The organism is Corynebacterium sp. KPL2680 (assembly GCF_040225675.1).
In the GTDB taxonomy this organism is placed as follows: Bacteria; Actinomycetota; Actinomycetes; order Mycobacteriales; family Mycobacteriaceae; genus Corynebacterium; species Corynebacterium rhinophilum.
The window spans coordinates 40,326-58,399 of the sequence record NZ_JBEHFM010000011.1; the positions used below are offsets into that span (position 1 = coordinate 40,326).

The following is an 18,074-nucleotide window of genomic DNA, read 5'->3' on the forward strand; positions in this document are numbered from 1 at the left end:
TGTGAGATATGACTGAAACTCACCTGGATACCTTCGCCGCCGGCCTCCCATACCCCTTGGATGAGTTCCAGGTGCAGGGGTGTGAGGCGGTAGAAAATGGCCAAGGGGTGCTCGTTTGCGCCCCAACTGGTGCAGGTAAAACCGTCGTTGGCGAGTTCGCCGTTTCTTTGGCCTTAAGCCGCGGCACGAAGTGCTTTTATACCACCCCGATTAAGGCGCTGAGCAACCAGAAATACCACGACCTCGTCGCTGAGCACGGCGAGGATGCCGTCGGTCTGCTTACTGGCGATGTCTCCATTAACGCCGATGCCGAAATCGTCGTCATGACCACCGAGGTGCTGCGCAATATGATCTACGCGGATTCTCCCGCGCTGGATAGACTTACTCACGTGGTCATGGATGAAATCCACTTCCTTGCAGATGCCTCCCGCGGCGCGGTCTGGGAAGAAGTCATCTTGAACTTGGCGGACCACGTATCCATCATTGGGCTGTCTGCCACCGTGTCCAATTCCGAGGAATTCGGTGAATGGCTCGCCACGGTCCGCGGCGATACCTCTGTCATTGTGACCGAACACCGGCCGGTCCCGCTCGATCAATGGATGATGCTGGGCCGCAAGATTTACCCGCTCTTTGAGCCGGAATCCGGCGGCCAGGTCAATTCCGAATTAGAGCGTCGCATTCAGCGCTTGGAGGCAGGCGATAGCGATGATGGGCGCGCGGACTATAAATCCGGCAAGGGTTTTCGCGCGAGGGCGCGCCACAAGAGCGGCGGGCGCAGCGAATTTCATGGTAAAGCGGGCGGGCGTTCCGGTTCCTCCCGGCCGCAAGATCGCTACCGCCCCTTAGGACGCCCTGAGGTGCTGAAGGTGCTGCAATCGCAAGATATGCTGCCCGCGATTACCTTCATCTTTTCCCGCGCCGGTTGCGATGGCGCGCTCTATCAGTGCCTGCGCAGCAGGATGGTGCTGACGACGCAAGAGGAAGCAGAAGAGATCAAGACCATCGTCGATGCCGGCGTTGAGGGCATTCCGGAAGAAGACTTGCAGGTCTTGGATTTCCGGCGGTGGCGCGAAGCGCTCTCCCGTGGTTTTGCCGCCCACCACGCAGGGATGCTCCCGGCGTTTCGCCACATCGTAGAAGATCTCTTCGTCCGCGGTTTAGTACGCGCGGTATTTGCTACCGAGACTCTTGCCTTGGGCATTAATATGCCAGCCCGCACGGTGGTGCTCGAGAAGTTGATCAAGTTCAATGGCGAAGCACACGTGGATCTCACGCCAGGCCAATACACGCAGCTGACCGGGCGCGCCGGCCGGCGCGGAATCGATACCCTGGGCAACGCGGTCGTGCAGTGGGCACCGGCTATGGATCCGCGTTTTGTCGCCGGTTTAGCTTCAACGCGCACGTATCCGCTCATTTCTACGTTTGCGCCGGGCTATAACATGGCCATCAACCTGCTGGGCATGCTCGGCTTTGAGGACTCGCTGCGGCTACTGGAAAAGTCTTTCGCGCAGTTCCAGGCCGATGGTTCCGTGGTGGAAGAAACCCGCGAATTAGAGCGCGCGGAGCATCGCGTGCGCGAATTGCGTGAGCAGCTTGACGATGCCGTGGATGCCCTCGCACCACCAGCCAAGGACGGCGAGGATCCCGCCGAGGTGCTCATGGATTATATCCGGCTGCGCCGCGAGTTGACGGCGGAAGAAAAGCAATCCAAGGTCGATAAGGAACACCAGCGCACCCAGGAAGTAGTCGCGGTGCTAGGCCGCCTGCAATTGGGCGATGTCATCGCGCTTGCCGGAAAGAAGCGGCCCACTCTTGCCGCGGTGGTCACCCCGGCCAACCAGACTGAGGATCCTCGCCCGTGGGTGACCACGGAGTCTGGGTGGTCAGGGCGCATCGATGCCACTGGTATTAGCAATCCGCCGATTCAACTGGGCCGTATTAAGATCCCGAAGCCGGTGCGGAAGAATCCGCGGCGCAGTACCAAGTACATCCAGGATGTCTTCCACCGCGAAAAGTTTGACCGCCCAAAGCGGATGAAGTCGAAGCCGCGCCTGCGACCCAATAAGCGGGTAGGCGAGTTGCGCGATGCCATTCGCGAGCACCCTGCACACGACTGGCCCGCCACCGACAGGGAGCAACTGGCCGGCGTGGCGCAGAAGTTGGCGCGCCGCGAGCGCGACCTCGAAAAGCTGCAGGCCAAGGTGAATAAGGCGACCGATACATTGGGCCGAACCTTTGAACGCATCGTGGATCTGCTCGCGGAGATGGACTATGTCGAGTTCTCTGGTGCCGGCAATGATCGCACGCCGGTCATCACTGAGGAAGGCGAGCGCCTGGCAAAGATTCATAGCGAATCCGATCTGCTCGTTGCCCAATGCCTGAAGCGAGGCATTTGGGATGAGCTGGATCCGGCGGAATTGGCCGGCGTTGCATCTCTGTGCTGCTTTGAAAATAGGAAGGCCACTGGGGGCCAGCCGGAGGCGGCAACGGATCGCATGGCCGATGCCATGAATGCGACCTGGCGCATCTATACCGAGCTCGGCGCCGATGAACGCCGCCACCGCCTGCCCCCAACGCGCGAGCCTGAAGCCGGATTTGCGCTGGCCATTCACCAGTGGGCTGCGGGTGCGCCCTTGGGCTATTGCATGGCGGCGGCCAATGAAGCGGGCGCGGAGCTTACTCCCGGTGACTTCGTGCGGTGGTGCCGCCAAGTTGTGGACCTCCTGCAGCAAATCGCCAAGACTGGCTACGATGGCCAGATTCAGCGCAACGCGCGCCGCGCAATCGACGCCATCCAGCGCGGGGTCGTCGCGATCGGGGCTTAAGCTAGCCCGTCCTACTGGCTAGTAGACTGTGGGCCATGACTACTCAGGCTTTTTCTCCCGAAGTATATTCGCGCCGGCTCTCGGCAGCGCAGGAAGCGGCCGCCCAGCAGGGCATTGACCTTTTGCTGATTGGCACCGGCCCTGATTTTGCCTACCTGACCGGTTCGTGGGTCTCGTCCCACGAACGCCTGACGGTGTTAGCCGTTCCCCAAAGCGGTACGCCGTGGATAGTCTCGCCGAATACGGATATTAAGGATATTAAATCGGCGCCCGTCGGCAAGCTCGATGTGGAACTGCGCGGGTGGAATGACGGCGATAATCCCTACGAGCTCGCCCTCAAGGGTGCTGCGTCGATCAAGAAGGTCGCGCTGGGACAATCCCTGACGGCAGACCATATTCTGCAGTTCCAGGCGCGCGTGCCCGAGGCGGATTATGTCCTTGCCACCTACGCGCTCGCGGAGCTTTTCACCCGCAAGGATGAGGCGGAAATCGCGGAGCTGCGCAAGGCCGGCCAGGCTATCGACGCCGTGCACGCCCAGGTTCCTGAGCTCCTGCAGCCCGGCCGCACCGAGGCCGAGGTAGCGCAGGAACTGGAAAAGCTCATCCTCAAAGAGCATTCCATCATTGACTTTGTCATCGTAGGTTCTGGCCCGAATGGCGCCAATCCGCACCATAGCTTCTCTGACCGGAAGCTGGCTGCGGGCGAGCCCGTTGTCGTGGATCTCGGGGGTACCTTGCCCTCCGGCTATCACTCCGATTGCACCCGCACCTACGTCGTAGGCGGCGATCTCAGCCAGGCGCCGCAGGACTTCCAAGACGCATATGCCGTGCTTTACGATGCCCAAGCGGCCGCCCGCGCCGCCGCCAAGCCCGGCAGCACGGCTGAAGAAATCGACGGGATTGCTAGGAAGGCTATTGCCGATGCCGGCTGGGGCGATAAATTCGTCCACCGCACCGGCCACGGAATTGGCCTTTCGACCCACGAAGAGCCCTTCATCATGGAGGGAAATGACCTGCCACTGGAAGAGGGCATGGCCTTTTCCATTGAGCCAGGCATTTACCTAGAAGGCCAGTGGGGCATGCGGCTGGAAGACATCGTGGTACTTACCAAGGATGGCTACGAGTCCCTCAACGTCGTTGAACGCGAAGTGCGTTAAGTGGCTGGCGTACTGATCCTGGGCGGGCGCAGCGATATAGGCGGTGAAATCGCCCGTCGCGTGGCCCGCGGCAACGACATCGTCCTCGCCGCCCGCGGGACCCACGGGCTGGAGGAGATTACCGCCCAGCTTAAGGCCGCAGGTGCACGCAGCGTCCACCAGCTGTCCTTTGACGCGGAGGATTTCTCCCAACACCGCCAGATCTTTACCGAGGCCAAGGAACGCGTCGGCGCCATCGAGCTGACTGTGGTCGCCTTCGGAATCCTAGGAGATCAAGATAAGGCGGAAACTGATCCGTCCCACGCAGCACAGATCGCCACTATCGACTACACCGCCCAGGTCTCCGTGCTCACGGTAGCGGCGCAGTCGATGCCGCGCGGCCATATCGTGGCCTTTTCCTCCATCGCTGGGTGGCGGGCCCGCCGCGCCAATTATGTCTACGGTTCCACCAAGGCTGGGCTGGATGCTTTTTGCCAGGGCCTTGCGGACAGACTGCACGGCAGTGGGCTCGGGCTGATTACCGCGCGCCCCGGGTTCGTCATTGGGTCCATGACCCAGGGGATGACACCGGCCCCGCTATCGGTGCGGCCAGGCGATGTCGCCGATGCCGTCGTTGTCTGCATAGACAACGACGACCGCCGCGGTCAGGCGCGCAGCCACACCCTGTGGATCCCGAAGGCCCTGCAAGCCTTGGCCTGGGTCATGCGGCTCGTGCCCCGGCCCGTGTGGCGGCACATGCCGCGTTAGCCGGCCTCGCCCTCCCGTAGCAGGGGCGAATTGATATCGAAGATGAAACCGCGCGGGGCGAGCACGCGGAGGACGACCTCGGCATCGCCCTCTGCGATGTCGTGAAAGACTAGGCCTCCCCACGGGGTGACCGTGATGTCCACTTCTAGCTGACCGATAAGCTGCGCGAACTGCGCCGGGATGGCGCCTTGGTAGACCCCCGCACCAAGGTCGACCACGCCTTCTGCCTGGTGCTCATCCAACCAGCCAATGGGGCCAGGTTCTGCGTTAAGCTCCGCGCCACTTGCCCCAGTGCCCTTCGCCCGAGTGCCCTTCGTCTCGGTGCTTTGTGCACCGAGACGTTGAAGGTGGGCTGCGGCATCGGCAAGCGAGAGGCCCGCGGTAGGCCGGTCAGAGGTGGGGGACTGGGTGATGTTTAAGGTGGCATCGTCAAGCAGCTGCATACTAACCTGCGCGGCAGAAACCGGTAGATCGTCGGCGGCAGCGGTAATCGCGAGCGACTCTAAGCCCGGCTGTTCGGTATTCAGGTGCGTGGTCAGCTGGCGCGCGGCTTGCTTCGCCGCGGCAGAAAGGGGAGAGGCCAGCACAGGAATGTGGAAGCTTAGCAGCTCTAATTTATCCAGCTCCGCCGCAAGCTGGGCCTTGTCTGTAACTCCCCGCAACTCGATGGCGGAATTGGGGCGAATATAAACGCTGCCATCGGCCCAGTGCGCCGCGCAATAACCCAAATGGATCCAATCATTAGGGCTGGTAAAACCGCCCACAACGTGCAGGCGCAGGCAGGTGCCGGACTCGGGATGCTGGAAAAATTTGGGGTAATGCATAGCTTGCCAGTGTAGCCGGTGAGAAGCCCTGCGCCGGGATCGAGTGTTGCCAGCATATCGTCAGCTTTGCTCGTTAAACTGGAAGCTATGCCGTTTTTATATCTCGTCCTCTATATGCTGGCGGAAACCCTAGCGTTTTGGGCCGTCGCCGAGTGGATTGGCGTCTTTTGGGCGCTCATTGCCCTGTTCATCACCATGTTCTTTGGTATGTCCATCGCCGGCATCGAGGTGCGCCGGTTGATGGGTAAACAAGTAGAGCAGGCCGGTGACGGGACCTACTACGTCCGCGATAACGATATGGGCAAAACCGCCGGGAATGTGGGCCTCACCCTGGCCGGTGGCATGCTGCTGTCCCTGCCCGGATTTTTGACTAGTTTTATGGGGATCCTGCTCATCTTCGCCCCAACGCGGTCGCTCTTTCGAAAGTTTATGGCCGTATCCATCTACCGCAAGGTAGAGAAGATGGGTGTGCGCATCTACGAGGCATCGCCCATGGCGCAGCAGCACGATAGCTATGGCAATTTTGGATCCTTTGGGCAGGCCTCGGGGCAATCTTTTGGACAGGCTTTTGGGCAATCGTCTGGTCAGAGCGACTCCCACGAGGTAATCGACGAGGAAGAGCTGCGCAACTGGTCCGAGAACCTAGATCCTGATGACTTCGGTCCCCGCGGCGATGATAATTCGCAGGATGGAAAATAAGTGGCCATATTTTTCGCCCGCTTGGTCATAGCGGGCATCTCTGGTGCGCTGACCTTTACCGCTGTTGAGCCGCGCGGCTGGTGGTGGGGCGCGATTATTGGCATCGCCCTGCTGTATGTGAGCCTGATGCCGTGGCGTGACCGGCAGGTGCGCGGTTCCTTAGGCGCCCTGTTGGCGGTGACACACGGGCTGATCCTGTACCTGCTGAGCCTGCCCTGGATTGGCGAGTTGGTGGGCACCGTTCCCTATGCGGCGCTTGCTATCTGGCTTTCGGTATATGCGGTCCTTTTAGGGATATTCGGGGCCGCTGTGGCGCGGTGGCGATACGGATTCCTGGTCTTTCCCTTCGTGTACCTCGCCGTAGAGGTCCTGCGTTCCTCGGTGCCCTTTGGCGGCTTCCCTTGGGTCAAACTGGCATGGGGACAAATTGAAGGGCCCTTAGCCAATCTCGCGCCGTGGGGCGGGACCTCGCTGATTACGGTGGCAACGGCATTGTGTGCCTGCGGCCTTGCCGGCTTATTGCTGCGCGGTGGGCGGGTAAAGATCGCTGCTGGCGCCGCGCTCATCCTCCCGCTCGTTGCGGGACTCGCGGCTGGGCGCGGCATCGATCCCGCAGATACCAAGGTTGGCGATACCAAGGTAGCGGCCATCCAAGGAAACGTGCCGCGCAGCGGTTTGGACTTCGCTGGGCAGCGTCGCGCGGTCCTGAATAACCACGTCCAGGAAACGGAGAAACTCGCGCGCCGCGAAGACGATATAGATCTGGTGATCTGGCCGGAAAATTCTTCCGATATCGATCCTTTCCGCGACGGCGAAGCAGCCCAGGCCATTAGCGGTGCCGTCGATGCCATCGACGCTCCCGTGTTGGTCGGTACCGCCACCCGCGATGAGGTGGGCGCGCGCAATACCATGCAAGTCTTTGCCCCCGGCCACGGTGTGGGCGATCACCACCATAAGAAGTACCTGCAACCGTTCGGTGAGACCATGCCCATGCGGGACTTCTTCGCGCATTTCTCTGACTACGTTGACCTTGCTGGTGATTTCAAGGCAGGGGACGGGCCCGGTGTGGTCTCCATGAATTCCGTCGCGGTAGGTGTGGCGACCTGCTACGAGGTCTCCTTCGATAATGCCTTCCACGAATCCATCAAAAACGGCGCGCAGATTCTTACGACGCCAACCAATAACGCCACGTTCGGCTTTTCCGATATGACGTACCAGCAGCTGGCCATGAGCAGGCTGCGGGCGCTTGAAACCGACCGCGCCGTCGTGGTTGCAGCCACCTCTGGAGTCTCCGCACTCGTGCACCCAGATGGTAGCGTGAGCCAATCCACGGAGCTATTTGAGCCCGCGACACTGGTAGAAAGCCTGCCTCTAAAAACCGGTGAAACATTTTCGGTGCGCTACGGTTCGCTCATGCAGTGGCTGATGGTTATTATTGGTACCGTCTGCGCACTCGTTGCCGTGCGTACCAACCGATTGGGTCGTACACCTCGCGGTGTCGGCGCTAAAGAAAAGTAGGAGCATTAATTACTGTGAGCACTCTTGATTCTGCGACGCTGGTTATCATCCCAACGTATAACGAGATTGAAAACCTTCCCCTGATTACCGGCCGTGTCCGCGAGGCGCTGCCAGAGGTTCACATCCTCGTTGTGGATGATAATTCCCCCGACGGCACCGGCGAGAAAGCCGATGCTTTCGCAGCAGAAGATGACCACATTCACGTGCTGCACCGCGAGGGCAAGGGCGGTCTCTTGGGCGCTTATATCGCAGGCTTTGAATGGGGACTGGAGCGCGACTACCAGGTCCTTTGTGAAATGGATGCTGATGGCTCCCACGCCCCAGAACAGCTGCACCTGCTGCTGGAAGAGATTGACAAGGGCGCTGACCTCGTTATCGGTTCCCGCTACGTGCCGGGTGGCGAGACCGTCAACTGGCCGGCATCCCGCGAGTACCTGTCCCGCTTGGGCAACCTCTACATCTCTTTCGCGCTCGGTACCGACCTGTCCGATATGACCGCCGGCTACCGCGCCTTCCGCCGCGAACTCTTGGAAGACATCGACTTTGATGAGCTGTCTAAGGCCGGTTACATCTTCCAGGTGGACCTGGCCTTCCGCGCAGTCAAGGCTGGATACGATATCCGCGAGGTACCCATCACCTTCACCGAGCGCGAGTACGGCGAGTCCAAACTGGATGGTTCCTTTGTCAAGGACTCTCTCTTCGAGGTAACCAAGTGGGGCGTGGCCCACCGCGCGGAGCAGGTGAAAGATTTTGCCGGCGAGATGTCCAAGCTGGCGGACCACGAGGTCAAACACGGCTCCGTTCACAATGCTGGCCAGAAGGCGCGCAACGGTGTGGGCTGGGCCACCAATTTGGCCAATGAGCTGGGATACTTGGTCAAGCACCAGGTGGGCCAGCTGACCAAGAAGAAATAACCTAGGCAGCTAAAAAGCCCGTACCCCGTGCCAATATGGCAGCCAGGGTACGGGCTTAAATTAATTCCGCTTGAGCCTTTAAGACTTCTTCTGCTGTTCTTGCTCCTTGAGGAGGCGAGCAGCGGTCCGACGGCGGGAGCGCAGGTGGTTAATGCGCTCTTCCAAAAGCTCATCGAGTTCCTCGATGGAACGGCGCTCCCGCAGCATATCCCAGTGGGTGCGAGGTGGCTTGATGGGCTTAGCTTCCACGCCTTCGCCCTCTACGAGGTGGCCCAGCTTGCCATTCTTGCACATCCATTCTTCAGGGATTTCTGCCTCATGTGCAAAGGGCACCTCATAAATTTCACCATCGTCCGTGCGGTATTTCACCATCTGGCGCGGTGCGAGGTCGTGGTCGCGGTCAGTTTCGTAGCTGACTGCACCCATACGGCTGCCACGGAGTACGCGATCTGCCATGCAACATCATCCTTTTCAAAGAGATCCCTGATTGACGGCGATAGTTTCGCCTAAGAGCTATTTATTATAACGAACACCCACGCGGTATTGTTCCCAGCCCGCCGTTTAATGGACTAAAGTGTATCTAGTGATCCGTACAGCTAGTCGTGAAAGCAATGTCGGTTCCTGCCAATGGTGTGGAAAGGATATTGACCAAGGCGGTAGGGGACGACCACGTAAGTTTTGCAGCGCCTCGTGCAAACAGCGTGCTTATGAACAAAGAAACAATGTTAGTGGCACGGATATTCCTGCCGATGCAGTAATCTTAAGCCCAGATAAAGTGCAAGGTTTGCGCGACGGCCTTTTTGAATTGCGGTGCTCCGCAGAAGACATTCAAACCGCCGCAGAAGAAGGCGCGAGCGCGGAAGAGCTTTCCAGTCTGTGTGAGGAGCTTATTTCGCTGGCTCGGCGTTTAGAAGGACTTCGATAGTAGATGAAAAAGCTTTTTTATAACCGGAAACTCGTCGTTTCCATCTTCGTGGTTTTAATCCTCGTGCTTACCGCCGTAGCAATCGGCCCGATTGTGTACTCGCTTTTCAAAAGCGGCGGCGTCAAGACGGAGCCCGTGACTGCCGATGGTGCCAAGGCAGCCTCAACGCCGCTCGACGGCTCCTGGTCCGTGGCCAAGGGCCGCGCCGATAACCACACCTCGGTGGGCTTTACCTTCGACGAGGTTCTACCGGCGGAAAGGACGTCCACCTCTGGATCGACCACAGAGGTTACTGGACAGGCGGAGATTTCCGATTCCAGGCTGGAATCAGCCACCATTACGGTCAATATGGATGCCCTCACCACGGACAAGAAGGTCCGCGACCAAAACATGAAGTCCAAGCTCTTTAAGACTTCAGACTTCCCAGAGTCTTCCTTCACACTTACTAAGCCCGCCTCGCTTGCCGATGTCCCCGAAGACGGCACCATCGGCTCCGTTAAGCTCACTGGTGACCTCACGATCAAGGATAAAACGCAGGAAATCACCCACGAGTTCGATGTCCTGCGCGACGGTGACGATATCGTCATTGGCGGAGACGTTCCGATCAACCGCCTGGACTACAACGTGGAGACGCCAGACATGCTGGCGGCAAAGGTTGCCGAGGACGGCGAGATCAACCTGCGCATCTCCTTGAATAAGGACTAGACCGTGAATTCTCGACGTTTAATTTCCGTACTGTGGTTCCGCCTCGTAGTCGTCATAGCTTTCTCGATTTTCGTTGCGGTTCAACAGATGTGGCTAGTCACGGCGTTTGCAGCATTGCTAGCCGTATTAACCATCTGGCAGCTGTGGAGCGCCTACAAAAACCAATAATGTTCCTCTTGTTTTAACGTCACTGTGACTAAATGCCGGGGTATAAGCCCATCTGGGCCCAATGGCAGGAAAGGCCCGCCTGAAGCGAATCTGCGCCCAATCGGATGTCCGAGCCGTCCGAGGTCGTGGCGTGCCGCTTGCCAGACACCCCACACGAGCCTCGCCGAAGCGAATTCTCAAGCACGGCTCACTTCAAGTGATTCAAACTCTGGCCGCTGAGGAGCCGGGCCAACTTGGCCACAGAACCTTCGAGTCTCTCAAGGTCTTAGCGCGCGCCAACAGGTGGGCTAGCCAAGCCCCGGACCGAATCCACGAGCCTAAGGGATTATGCTCAAACCACCCTCAACTTAACCTCCATATCTCCATTATTGTCCGATAATGTACATTATGTCATTTTAGATCCATGAACGCCCCTCCCATCGTGCCAAGGCCTTTCATCCAAGAATGGCAAAGCCACTCCGGGCGCAGTTTGTTCTAAATTTACAAATAGTGCCCTTCGAAACGCCCAAATCGGCTCGCTATTTGCAAAAACGCATCACGCCATGCCAACGCCTCACGCCTGCAAGCCACGCCTGCAAGCGGCGTCAGCACACAACACCAAACGTGCACCGCCGAAAGCCAACACATATGCTGGAACTCATGACTATTCAACGCGTTGTCACTAAGCCTTCCCGCGCCGCCCTGTTCCTGGTCTTGGACATTGCGGAAGGCGGCGAGCAAGCCACTCGGGACATGCTCTCCGCATTTGGCGATACCTTCAAGTCCGTCAATTTCCGCCACAATGAGGGCGAGCTGTATACGGTCGTTGGCATCGGTGCGTCCATGTGGCCACGCCTCACCAGCGCTCCCCGGCCGGACAAGCTCAAGGAGTTCGAGCCGCTCGAGGGCGCGTACAAGGCGCCTTCCACGCCCGGCGATATCCTGCTGCATTTCCGCGCGAATACTTATGACCTCTGCCACGAGATGGCGCGCCAGGTCTTGCGTCAGCTGGGCGATGCCGCCACCGTCATCGATGAGACCCAGGGCTTCAAGTACCTGGACCAGCGCGATCTCCTGGGCTTTGTGGACGGCACCGCTAATCCCCTCCCCGAGGAAGCCCTAGAGACAGTGCTGCTTGCCGATGACGCCGATTATCCCCGCGGCTCCTACGTCACTGTGCAAAAATACACGCATGACCTAGATAAGTGGAGCGGCATCAGCACCGAAGAGCAAGAACGCGTTATCGGGCGCACCAAGGCCGATGACGTGGAGCTCGATGAGGATGCACAGCCATCAAATTCCCACGTCGCTCTCAATGACCTCGAGGAAGATATCTACCGCGAGAACATGGTCTTTGGTTCCTTTGCCGCAGGTGAGATGGGTACTTACTTCATCGGATATGCCAAGGACCCAGAAGATATCAACGAGCGTTTGCGCAATATGTTCATCGGCGATCCCGAAGGCAATTATGACCGAATCCTGGACTTCTCCACCGCCCTGACTGGAACGAACTTTTTCGTCCCGAGCGTCGATTTGCTAGACGAATTCGACGAGCTTCCGCACTAAAAGCACTAGAAAGCCTAACGGCGCCCGCCGCGATTGCGGTGGGTCAGGCCGAATTGGACGGAATCGATCATTCCGAGGGTCATGAGCGCCTCGCGAAGTGCGAATTGGAAGGTCCATAACCTGCGGAAAACCGGATCAAAGCCGGCAGCGGCGGCCTCGCGAAGGTGCCCATCAAAAAAGGATCGCTGCTGGCGCAGGGATTCAATATAGTGGCTGCCCACGTGCGTTTCGGACACGATGCGCAGGTGAGAGTTCTTATCTACGAGCCGGTGCACGTCCATAGTCAGCGGATAGTCGAGTCCTGGCCAGATATAGGCCCGCATGGCCTGCAAGGATGCTCGGGCAGCCTCCGACATGGACTCGGTGGCCACGATCGATTGAAAAGCCGCCCGACCGTTTGCGGTAAGGAATCGGTCGAGGACTCGGATATAGGCCTTGCGCTCTCGCGGGCTTAATTGCTCGAACTTTTCCACGCTGATGATCGCATCGTAGTGCCCGCGCCATTGCTTCGGGCTCGGAACAGAATCCGGAATCCGCTCTACGTGGATAGAGTCCTCCGTTCCGGCGAAGACAAGCGCCTCGCGCATCTGGGTGATTTGTTCAACATCGCTGGTCAGGACATCGACAGTGGCGCGGCGTTTGGTAGCGCGTATCGCGGCCTGCATTCCGGCCGCGGGATAGACCAGAAGGTGGGTGCCGGCGCCGGTGCGGGTGGCATCGAGAAGCCAATCCGCCGCCCTACGCTGCGCCTCGCCCAAGTCATCCCGGTCTACGTTGGTGGGTTCGCTCACCGTGGTGACATCGACAAAGTGGCTCTTCGGTTCCCTGCCGCCGGCCTTTGGACTAAAGCTTTCGACCGTTTCCCGGATCGTCGTCGGCACGCCGCTGGAGAAGATCCCGCCAACGTGGCTTAGACCATCGCCAGCATAGAGGCGCACTAGGTCGAGAGGCAGCTCCCCTGGCTCAGAATCGCGCACGCTTACCCCTTGCGGTTTGGGAAGATACCCCACCTGCAGGAGTTTGCCTAAAACTTTCACTAATTGGGTGGAGGATGAGACGGTCCACTCGCCTGCCATATAGCTTTCGGCGAAGCCTAACCATCCGGTGGCGGCGATTCGCTCGAATAATGCATCGTGGCCTATCTTCAAATCGGGGCCGCCAGCAGCATCGAGTTCCAGTTCCAAGCCGGCATTATCGCAGGCCTTGGCGAATTCTGCCTCGGCCCGGCGGGATTTTAGCGCCGCCCAGCGCTGCGATGGCACGGTCGCGATATTGGGCCATGCCTCCGCGTCGATGGAGCGTAGATGCTCGGGGGTGGAAAAACTCATGGTTTGGGGAGCGCTCCTGGGTGCAAGGGTCACGGTTGGGCTTATTTTAGCCAGATTCTGAGCGGTTTCGGTTAAGGCGCTCCGCATGAAAGGAAACCTGAAACGCATGTAAATGGGTATCAAGTATGCACGTTATGTAACGAGCGTTTACACTATACGGGTACTTAAATAAGCTTTCTCGAGGAAGGTCGCATTAATTCCATGACTGATACCCCTTATCGTCCAAACGGAAGCCGTCACCACGTCGTCGTGGTTGGCGGTGGATTCGGCGGTCTTAACACTGTGAAGAAGTTGAAGAACGCCGATGTTGAGATCACCCTCATCGATAAGAAGAACCACCACCTGTTCCAGCCAATGCTCTACCAGGTGGCTACCGGCATGATTTCCGCTGGTGAGGTTGCCCCCTCGACCCGCCAGCTGCTGCGCAACCAGGATAATGTGGACTTTGTCAACGGCAACGTGACCGACATTAACCTGGAGGACCAGACGGTTACCGCCGAGCTCGATGACTTTTCGCGCACCTACTCCTACGACTCCCTCGTGGTTGCCGCTGGTTCCAGCCAGTCGTACTTTGGCAACGACCACTTCGCGGAGTTTGCCCCTGGCATGAAGACCTTGGATGATGCCCTGGAGCTGCGTTCCCGCATCATTTCCGCCTTCGAAAAAGCTGAGCTTACCGATGACCCCGCTGAGCGCGAGCGCCTCCTGACCTTCATCATCGTCGGTGCCGGCCCGACCGGTGTGGAGCTCACCGGCCAGATCGCTGAGTTGGCTAACCGCACGCTTAGCGATGTCTACTCCACCTACGGCACCTCCGCCGCCAAGATTTACCTGCTCGACGGCGCGCCGCAGGTACTCCCTCCGTTTGGCAAGCGCCTCGGCCGCCGTGCTCAGCGCACTTTGGAGAAGGAAGGCGTCAACGTTCGCCTGAACGCCATGGTGACCAACGTCAACGAAGACTCCGTGACCTACAAGAACATGAAGACCGAGGAAGAGGTCACCCTCGAGGGCGCGACCAAGATCTGGTCCGCTGGTGTTTCCGCTTCCCCACTGGGCAAGATGGTCGCTGACCAGGCCGGAGTCGAGGCTGACCGCGCGGGCCGCGTTTCCGTCAACGATGACATGACCGTTGGTGACTTCAACAACGTCTACATCATCGGTGACATGATGTCCCTGAACCGCCTGCCGGGCTTGGCACAGGTGGCAATTCAGGGTGGCGAGCACGTCGCCAAGCTCATCGAGACCAAGGTGGACGAGGAGTCCACGGCCGATGAAAAGGAACCTTTCGAGTACTTCGACAAGGGATCGATGGCCATCGTGACCCGCTTCAATGCCGTTGTGAAGCTGGGCAAGACCGAATTCTCCGGCTTCCCAGGCTGGTTGGCATGGCTGGCCTTGCACCTGACCTACGTCGTTGGTCTACGCAGCCGCTTGGCTGTATTGGTCAACTGGGCGGCTAATATCCTCTCCCGCAACCGGGGCAACCTGGAGATTACTACCCAGCAGCGCATCGCCCGCATCCTTATCGATGAGGCGGAAGAAGAAAAGAACTAAATCCTCCTCGGTACCAGCCGCCGTCCTACTACCCTGCTGCGGGGCTGTGGGCGGCGGCTTTCGTTGTTTTCGTTCCTATTTTCCCATTTTTGTTAGGCTTGGGCATTACAACATGGGGTGCCACGCAGTGGCTGAGATACACCCATTGAACCTGCTCTCAGTTAGAACTAGCGAAGGCATTGTTGTGGATTGTTCATTTCTCCGTGCCCACGATGCGGTGCGCGATACCGCTCCACTTATTCAGTGCTTGACCAATAAGGTCGTCAGCAATATTTCTGCCAATGCGCTATTGGCCATCGGCGCCAGCCCAGCAATGGTAGATACTCCAGATGAGTCGCAAGATTTTGCGAAGATAGCCAGCGGCGTGCTTATCAATTGTGGAACCCCGAATTCCGAGCAATACGGCGGCATGCGAGAGGCAATCGCCGGTGCGACCGCGGCTGGAAACCCGTGGGTCCTCGATCCCGTTGGCGCGGGTGGTCTGCACAAGCGCACCGAGTTCATGCACGAAGTCCTGCCGCAGCGCCCGACGGCGATTCGCGGTAATGCTTCCGAGATCATAGCCTTGGTCGGAACCGGAGCCGGCGGGCGCGGCGTGGAGTCCACCGATGGCGTGGAGGCGGCTCTGGAACCAGCGCTCAAACTGTCCCGCGATACTGGAGCCGTAATTGCCGTGTCTGGTCCCACGGATCTCATCGTGCAGGCAGGCGAAACGCCGCGTGCGGTAAGCCTCGAGTCTGGACACCCGATGCTGCAAAACGTCATCGGCACGGGTTGTTCGCTGGGCGCCATCTGCGCGGCTTACCTGGCAGCGTGGGAGGATCCATTCACAGCGATCATCGCAGCGCATGCGCATGTGGGGGCCGCAGGCAGCGTTGCCGCGGAGAAATCCACGGCGCCCGGCTCCTTTGCGGTTGCCTGGCTCGATGCGCTGTATGGGCTGTCCACCGATGCAATCGAGGAGCGCATCTCTGCCTCCGAGGTCGCCGACATTGCGGAGCTGTCATGAGCATCGATTGGACACTGTATCTCATCACCGATCCTGAGCTCGCCGGCGGGCGGGACAAGGTCGTTCCCATCGTGCAAGAGGCGGTACGCGGCGGGGCTACCGTCGTGCAATTGCGCGATAAAGAAGCCAGCGACGAGGAGGTCGAGGCTACCGCCCGCGAACTCATGAAGGTCTTAGGCGGCGTACCGCTTTTTATCAATGACCGCGCCGAGGTAGCGGCCAAGGTAGGCTGCCACCTGCACATTGGCCAAAACGATATGGATTTTAACCAAGCACGGGAGCTGCTTGGCCCCGATAAGCTCATCGGGCTTTCGGTGGGCACGCGGGAAGAGCTGGACGCCATTGACCCGCAGGAGGCCCCCGATGTCATTGGCATCGGCCCGGTTCACTCGACGGCGACCAAGAAGAATGCGCCAGCGGGAATCGGTGCCGAGGCCGCCAGGCGCCTTGCCACCGCGGCGCGCGAACGCGGCATCGAGTCCGTCGCCATCGGCGGCATCAAGGCACACAATGCCCACGAACTTTCTGCAAGCGACTTCGCAGGGATCTGCGTGGTCAGCGACATTATGGCTGCCGATGACCCGGCAGCGGCAGCACACAACCTAAAGGAGGCCTACTGTGGCTAAAGGAACCTACCCCCGTATTCTCTCGATTGCTGGAACCGATCCCACAGGCGGAGCCGGCATCCAGGCCGATTTGAAGTCCATCGCCGCCGCGGGCGGGTATGGAATGAGCGTGGTCACCGCGCTGGTGGCCCAAAATACCCAGGGCGTGCGCAGCGTCCACGTCCCGCCGCTGGATTTCCTCCAAGAGCAGCTGGATTCCGTCCGCGAAGACGTAAACATCGATGCCATCAAGATCGGCATGCTTGCCGATGCCCCCATCACCGACCTCGTATCCACGTTCCTCGACCAGATCGACCCGTCCGTCCCCGTGGTCTTGGACCCGGTCATGGTGGCCACCAGTGGCGACCGCCTCTTGGACCCCGCGGCGGAAAAGGCGGTGCGCGAGCTGTGTTCCCGCGCTGATGTCATCACGCCCAACCTCAAGGAGCTGGCCGTCCTGACGCAGACGGAGGAAGCTACGGACTTGGACCGTGCCATCGAGGTGGCTAAGACGTGGGCCGCTGAGGCGGATACGGCGGTCATCGTCAAGGGCGGGCACCTTGACTCGGCGATTGCCGATAACGCCGTGGTCACTGCCGATGGCAAGGTTCACCGCGTGGAATCGGCTCGAGTGCAGACCAAGAATACCCACGGCACGGGCTGCTCCCTCTCCTCTGCCCTAGCAACGCGGCTTGGCGCAGGCGATGAAGTCGCCACCGCCCTAGAGTGGTCCACGGACTGGCTGCACGAGGCGATTGCTAATGCGGATGCGCTGGCCGTCGGCAAAGGCAGCGGGCCGGTAGACCACCTGCACCGCCCGCAGCGCTTGATGCGGGCTGCGTCCTCGGTACCGCTTCCTCACTTGTCCGGGCCATTGGAAGAGGTAGAAAATGCCGATCAGCCGCGAGTAGCGGCCGCTGGCCCGTACACGCAGCGCCTGTGGAATATCGCGGCGGAGCACTGGGAGCAGGTAAAGGCACTACCCTTTATTCAGAAGCTGGGGTCCGGGGCACTTGCCAACGATGCTTTCAGCTTCTACCTCGATCAGGATTCGCAATACCTGGCGTCCTACTCGAAGGCCCTGGCTCGCCTGGCCAGCCAAGCGCCCGATACCGCACAGCAATTGCACTGGGCGCAGGGCGCCTACGAATGCCTCGCGGAGGAGGCTGAACTGCACCGCGGATGGTTGAAGGATTCTGCTACTACGGCGCCATCGTGGGTTACCAGCGCATACACGGATTTTCTCATCCGCAGCACGCACACGGATGATTATGCGGTTGGCATCGCGGCGGTACTTCCCTGCTACTGGCTGTATGCAGAGGTAGGCCTGCACTTGGCGGAATTCGACTCGCCCGATCACCCCTACCATGCCTGGTTGGAGGTCTACGGCGGGGAAGATTTCCTCGCCGGGGTGAGCGAGAGCATCAAGATTGTGGAGGAAACTTTAGAAAAGGCGGATGAGGCTACCCGGACCCGCGCCGAGCGCGCCTTTATCAGCGCCAGCATCCACGAAGTCGATTTCTTCGACCAAGCGGACCGGCGCTTTTAAAG

The 18,074-nt window shown here is 59.5% G+C and carries 16 protein-coding genes and 1 riboswitch; of the genes, 13 read left to right on the top strand and 3 right to left on the bottom strand.

Features of this window, described 5'->3' with window-relative positions; translation table 11 throughout:
* The first annotated feature begins 8 nt into the window (after positions 1-8).
* The 3 genes from ABRP66_RS06985 to ABRP66_RS06995 are packed head-to-tail and all read left to right on the top strand — an operon-like array spanning position 9 to position 4,729.
* A complete protein-coding gene (locus ABRP66_RS06985; protein WP_284852407.1) occupies positions 9-2,825 on the top strand; it encodes a DEAD/DEAH box helicase in 2,817 nt (938 codons plus the stop codon).
* Positions 2,826-2,860: 35 nt separating this feature from the next.
* The gene (locus tag ABRP66_RS06990; RefSeq protein ID WP_349838508.1) at positions 2,861-3,982 is read left to right on the top strand and encodes a M24 family metallopeptidase; all 1,122 of its coding nucleotides are present in this window, start codon (positions 2,861-2,863) and stop codon (positions 3,980-3,982) included.
* Positions 3,983-4,729: an SDR family oxidoreductase gene (locus ABRP66_RS06995; RefSeq protein ID WP_284852409.1), complete on the top strand. Its 747-nt coding sequence runs from the start codon at positions 3,983-3,985 to the stop codon at positions 4,727-4,729.
* Here the strand turns inward: ABRP66_RS06995 and ABRP66_RS07000 are convergent.
* A complete protein-coding gene (locus tag ABRP66_RS07000; protein WP_284852410.1) occupies positions 4,726-5,553 on the bottom strand; it encodes a precorrin-3B synthase in 828 nt (275 codons plus the stop codon). The two genes, ABRP66_RS06995 and ABRP66_RS07000, sit on opposite strands and share 4 nt — an antisense overlap.
* 87 nt (positions 5,554-5,640) lie before the next feature.
* Between ABRP66_RS07000 and ABRP66_RS07005 the strand changes: the two genes are divergently transcribed.
* The 3 genes from ABRP66_RS07005 to ABRP66_RS07015 are packed head-to-tail and all read left to right on the top strand — an operon-like array spanning position 5,641 to position 8,684.
* On the top strand, positions 5,641-6,252 hold the full coding sequence (locus ABRP66_RS07005; RefSeq protein ID WP_284852411.1) for an FxsA family protein: 612 nt from the start codon (positions 5,641-5,643) through the stop codon (positions 6,250-6,252).
* A complete protein-coding gene (gene lnt / locus ABRP66_RS07010; protein ID WP_296089300.1) occupies positions 6,253-7,770 on the top strand; it encodes an apolipoprotein N-acyltransferase in 1,518 nt (505 codons plus the stop codon).
* A gap of 14 nt (positions 7,771-7,784) precedes the next feature.
* Positions 7,785-8,684, top strand: coding sequence for a polyprenol monophosphomannose synthase (locus tag ABRP66_RS07015; protein WP_284770677.1), 900 nt, complete (start codon positions 7,785-7,787; stop codon positions 8,682-8,684).
* A gap of 78 nt (positions 8,685-8,762) precedes the next feature.
* Here the strand turns inward: ABRP66_RS07015 and ABRP66_RS07020 are convergent, their stop codons facing one another.
* Positions 8,763-9,140, bottom strand: coding sequence for an RNA polymerase-binding protein RbpA (locus ABRP66_RS07020; RefSeq protein WP_005279221.1), 378 nt, complete (start codon positions 9,138-9,140; stop codon positions 8,763-8,765).
* Positions 9,141-9,267: 127 nt separating this feature from the next.
* On the opposite strand from ABRP66_RS07020, the gene ABRP66_RS07025 reads away from it, so the two are divergent.
* From ABRP66_RS07025 to ABRP66_RS07035, 3 genes are all read left to right on the top strand, one after another.
* Entirely contained in the window at positions 9,268-9,609 is a 342-nt protein-coding gene (locus tag ABRP66_RS07025) for a hypothetical protein (protein WP_042403724.1), read from the top strand.
* A gap of 3 nt (positions 9,610-9,612) precedes the next feature.
* The gene (locus tag ABRP66_RS07030; protein WP_284852414.1) at positions 9,613-10,314 is read left to right on the top strand and encodes a YceI family protein; all 702 of its coding nucleotides are present in this window, start codon (positions 9,613-9,615) and stop codon (positions 10,312-10,314) included.
* A gap of 807 nt (positions 10,315-11,121) precedes the next feature.
* Entirely contained in the window at positions 11,122-12,027 is a 906-nt protein-coding gene (locus ABRP66_RS07035; RefSeq protein ID WP_284796137.1) for a Dyp-type peroxidase, read from the top strand.
* 14 nt (positions 12,028-12,041) lie between these two features.
* Here the strand turns inward: ABRP66_RS07035 and ABRP66_RS07040 are convergent, their stop codons facing one another.
* On the bottom strand, positions 12,042-13,355 hold the full coding sequence (locus ABRP66_RS07040; RefSeq protein WP_349838509.1) for a class I SAM-dependent methyltransferase: 1,314 nt from the start codon (positions 13,353-13,355) through the stop codon (positions 12,042-12,044).
* Between the two features lie 201 nt (positions 13,356-13,556).
* Between ABRP66_RS07040 and ABRP66_RS07045 the strand changes: the two genes are divergently transcribed.
* The 4 genes from ABRP66_RS07045 (at position 13,557) to ABRP66_RS07060 (ending at position 18,072) form a co-directional block, all read left to right on the top strand.
* Entirely contained in the window at positions 13,557-14,909 is a 1,353-nt protein-coding gene (locus ABRP66_RS07045; protein WP_349838510.1) for an NAD(P)/FAD-dependent oxidoreductase, read from the top strand.
* A gap of 103 nt (positions 14,910-15,012) precedes the next feature.
* Positions 15,013-15,106, top strand: a riboswitch (TPP riboswitch).
* Complete coding sequence (gene thiM / locus ABRP66_RS07050; protein ID WP_284770683.1) at positions 15,094-15,918, top strand: hydroxyethylthiazole kinase; 825 nt, start codon at positions 15,094-15,096, stop codon at positions 15,916-15,918. (Overlaps the previous riboswitch by 13 nt.)
* Positions 15,915-16,544, top strand: coding sequence for a thiamine phosphate synthase (thiE, locus tag ABRP66_RS07055; RefSeq protein ID WP_284782822.1), 630 nt, complete (start codon positions 15,915-15,917; stop codon positions 16,542-16,544). Before thiM ends, thiE begins: the two co-directional genes overlap by 4 nt.
* The gene (locus ABRP66_RS07060; RefSeq protein ID WP_349838511.1) at positions 16,537-18,072 is read left to right on the top strand and encodes a bifunctional hydroxymethylpyrimidine kinase/phosphomethylpyrimidine kinase; all 1,536 of its coding nucleotides are present in this window, start codon (positions 16,537-16,539) and stop codon (positions 18,070-18,072) included. Before thiE ends, ABRP66_RS07060 begins: the two co-directional genes overlap by 8 nt.
* The last annotated feature ends 2 nt before the right edge of the window (positions 18,073-18,074 follow it).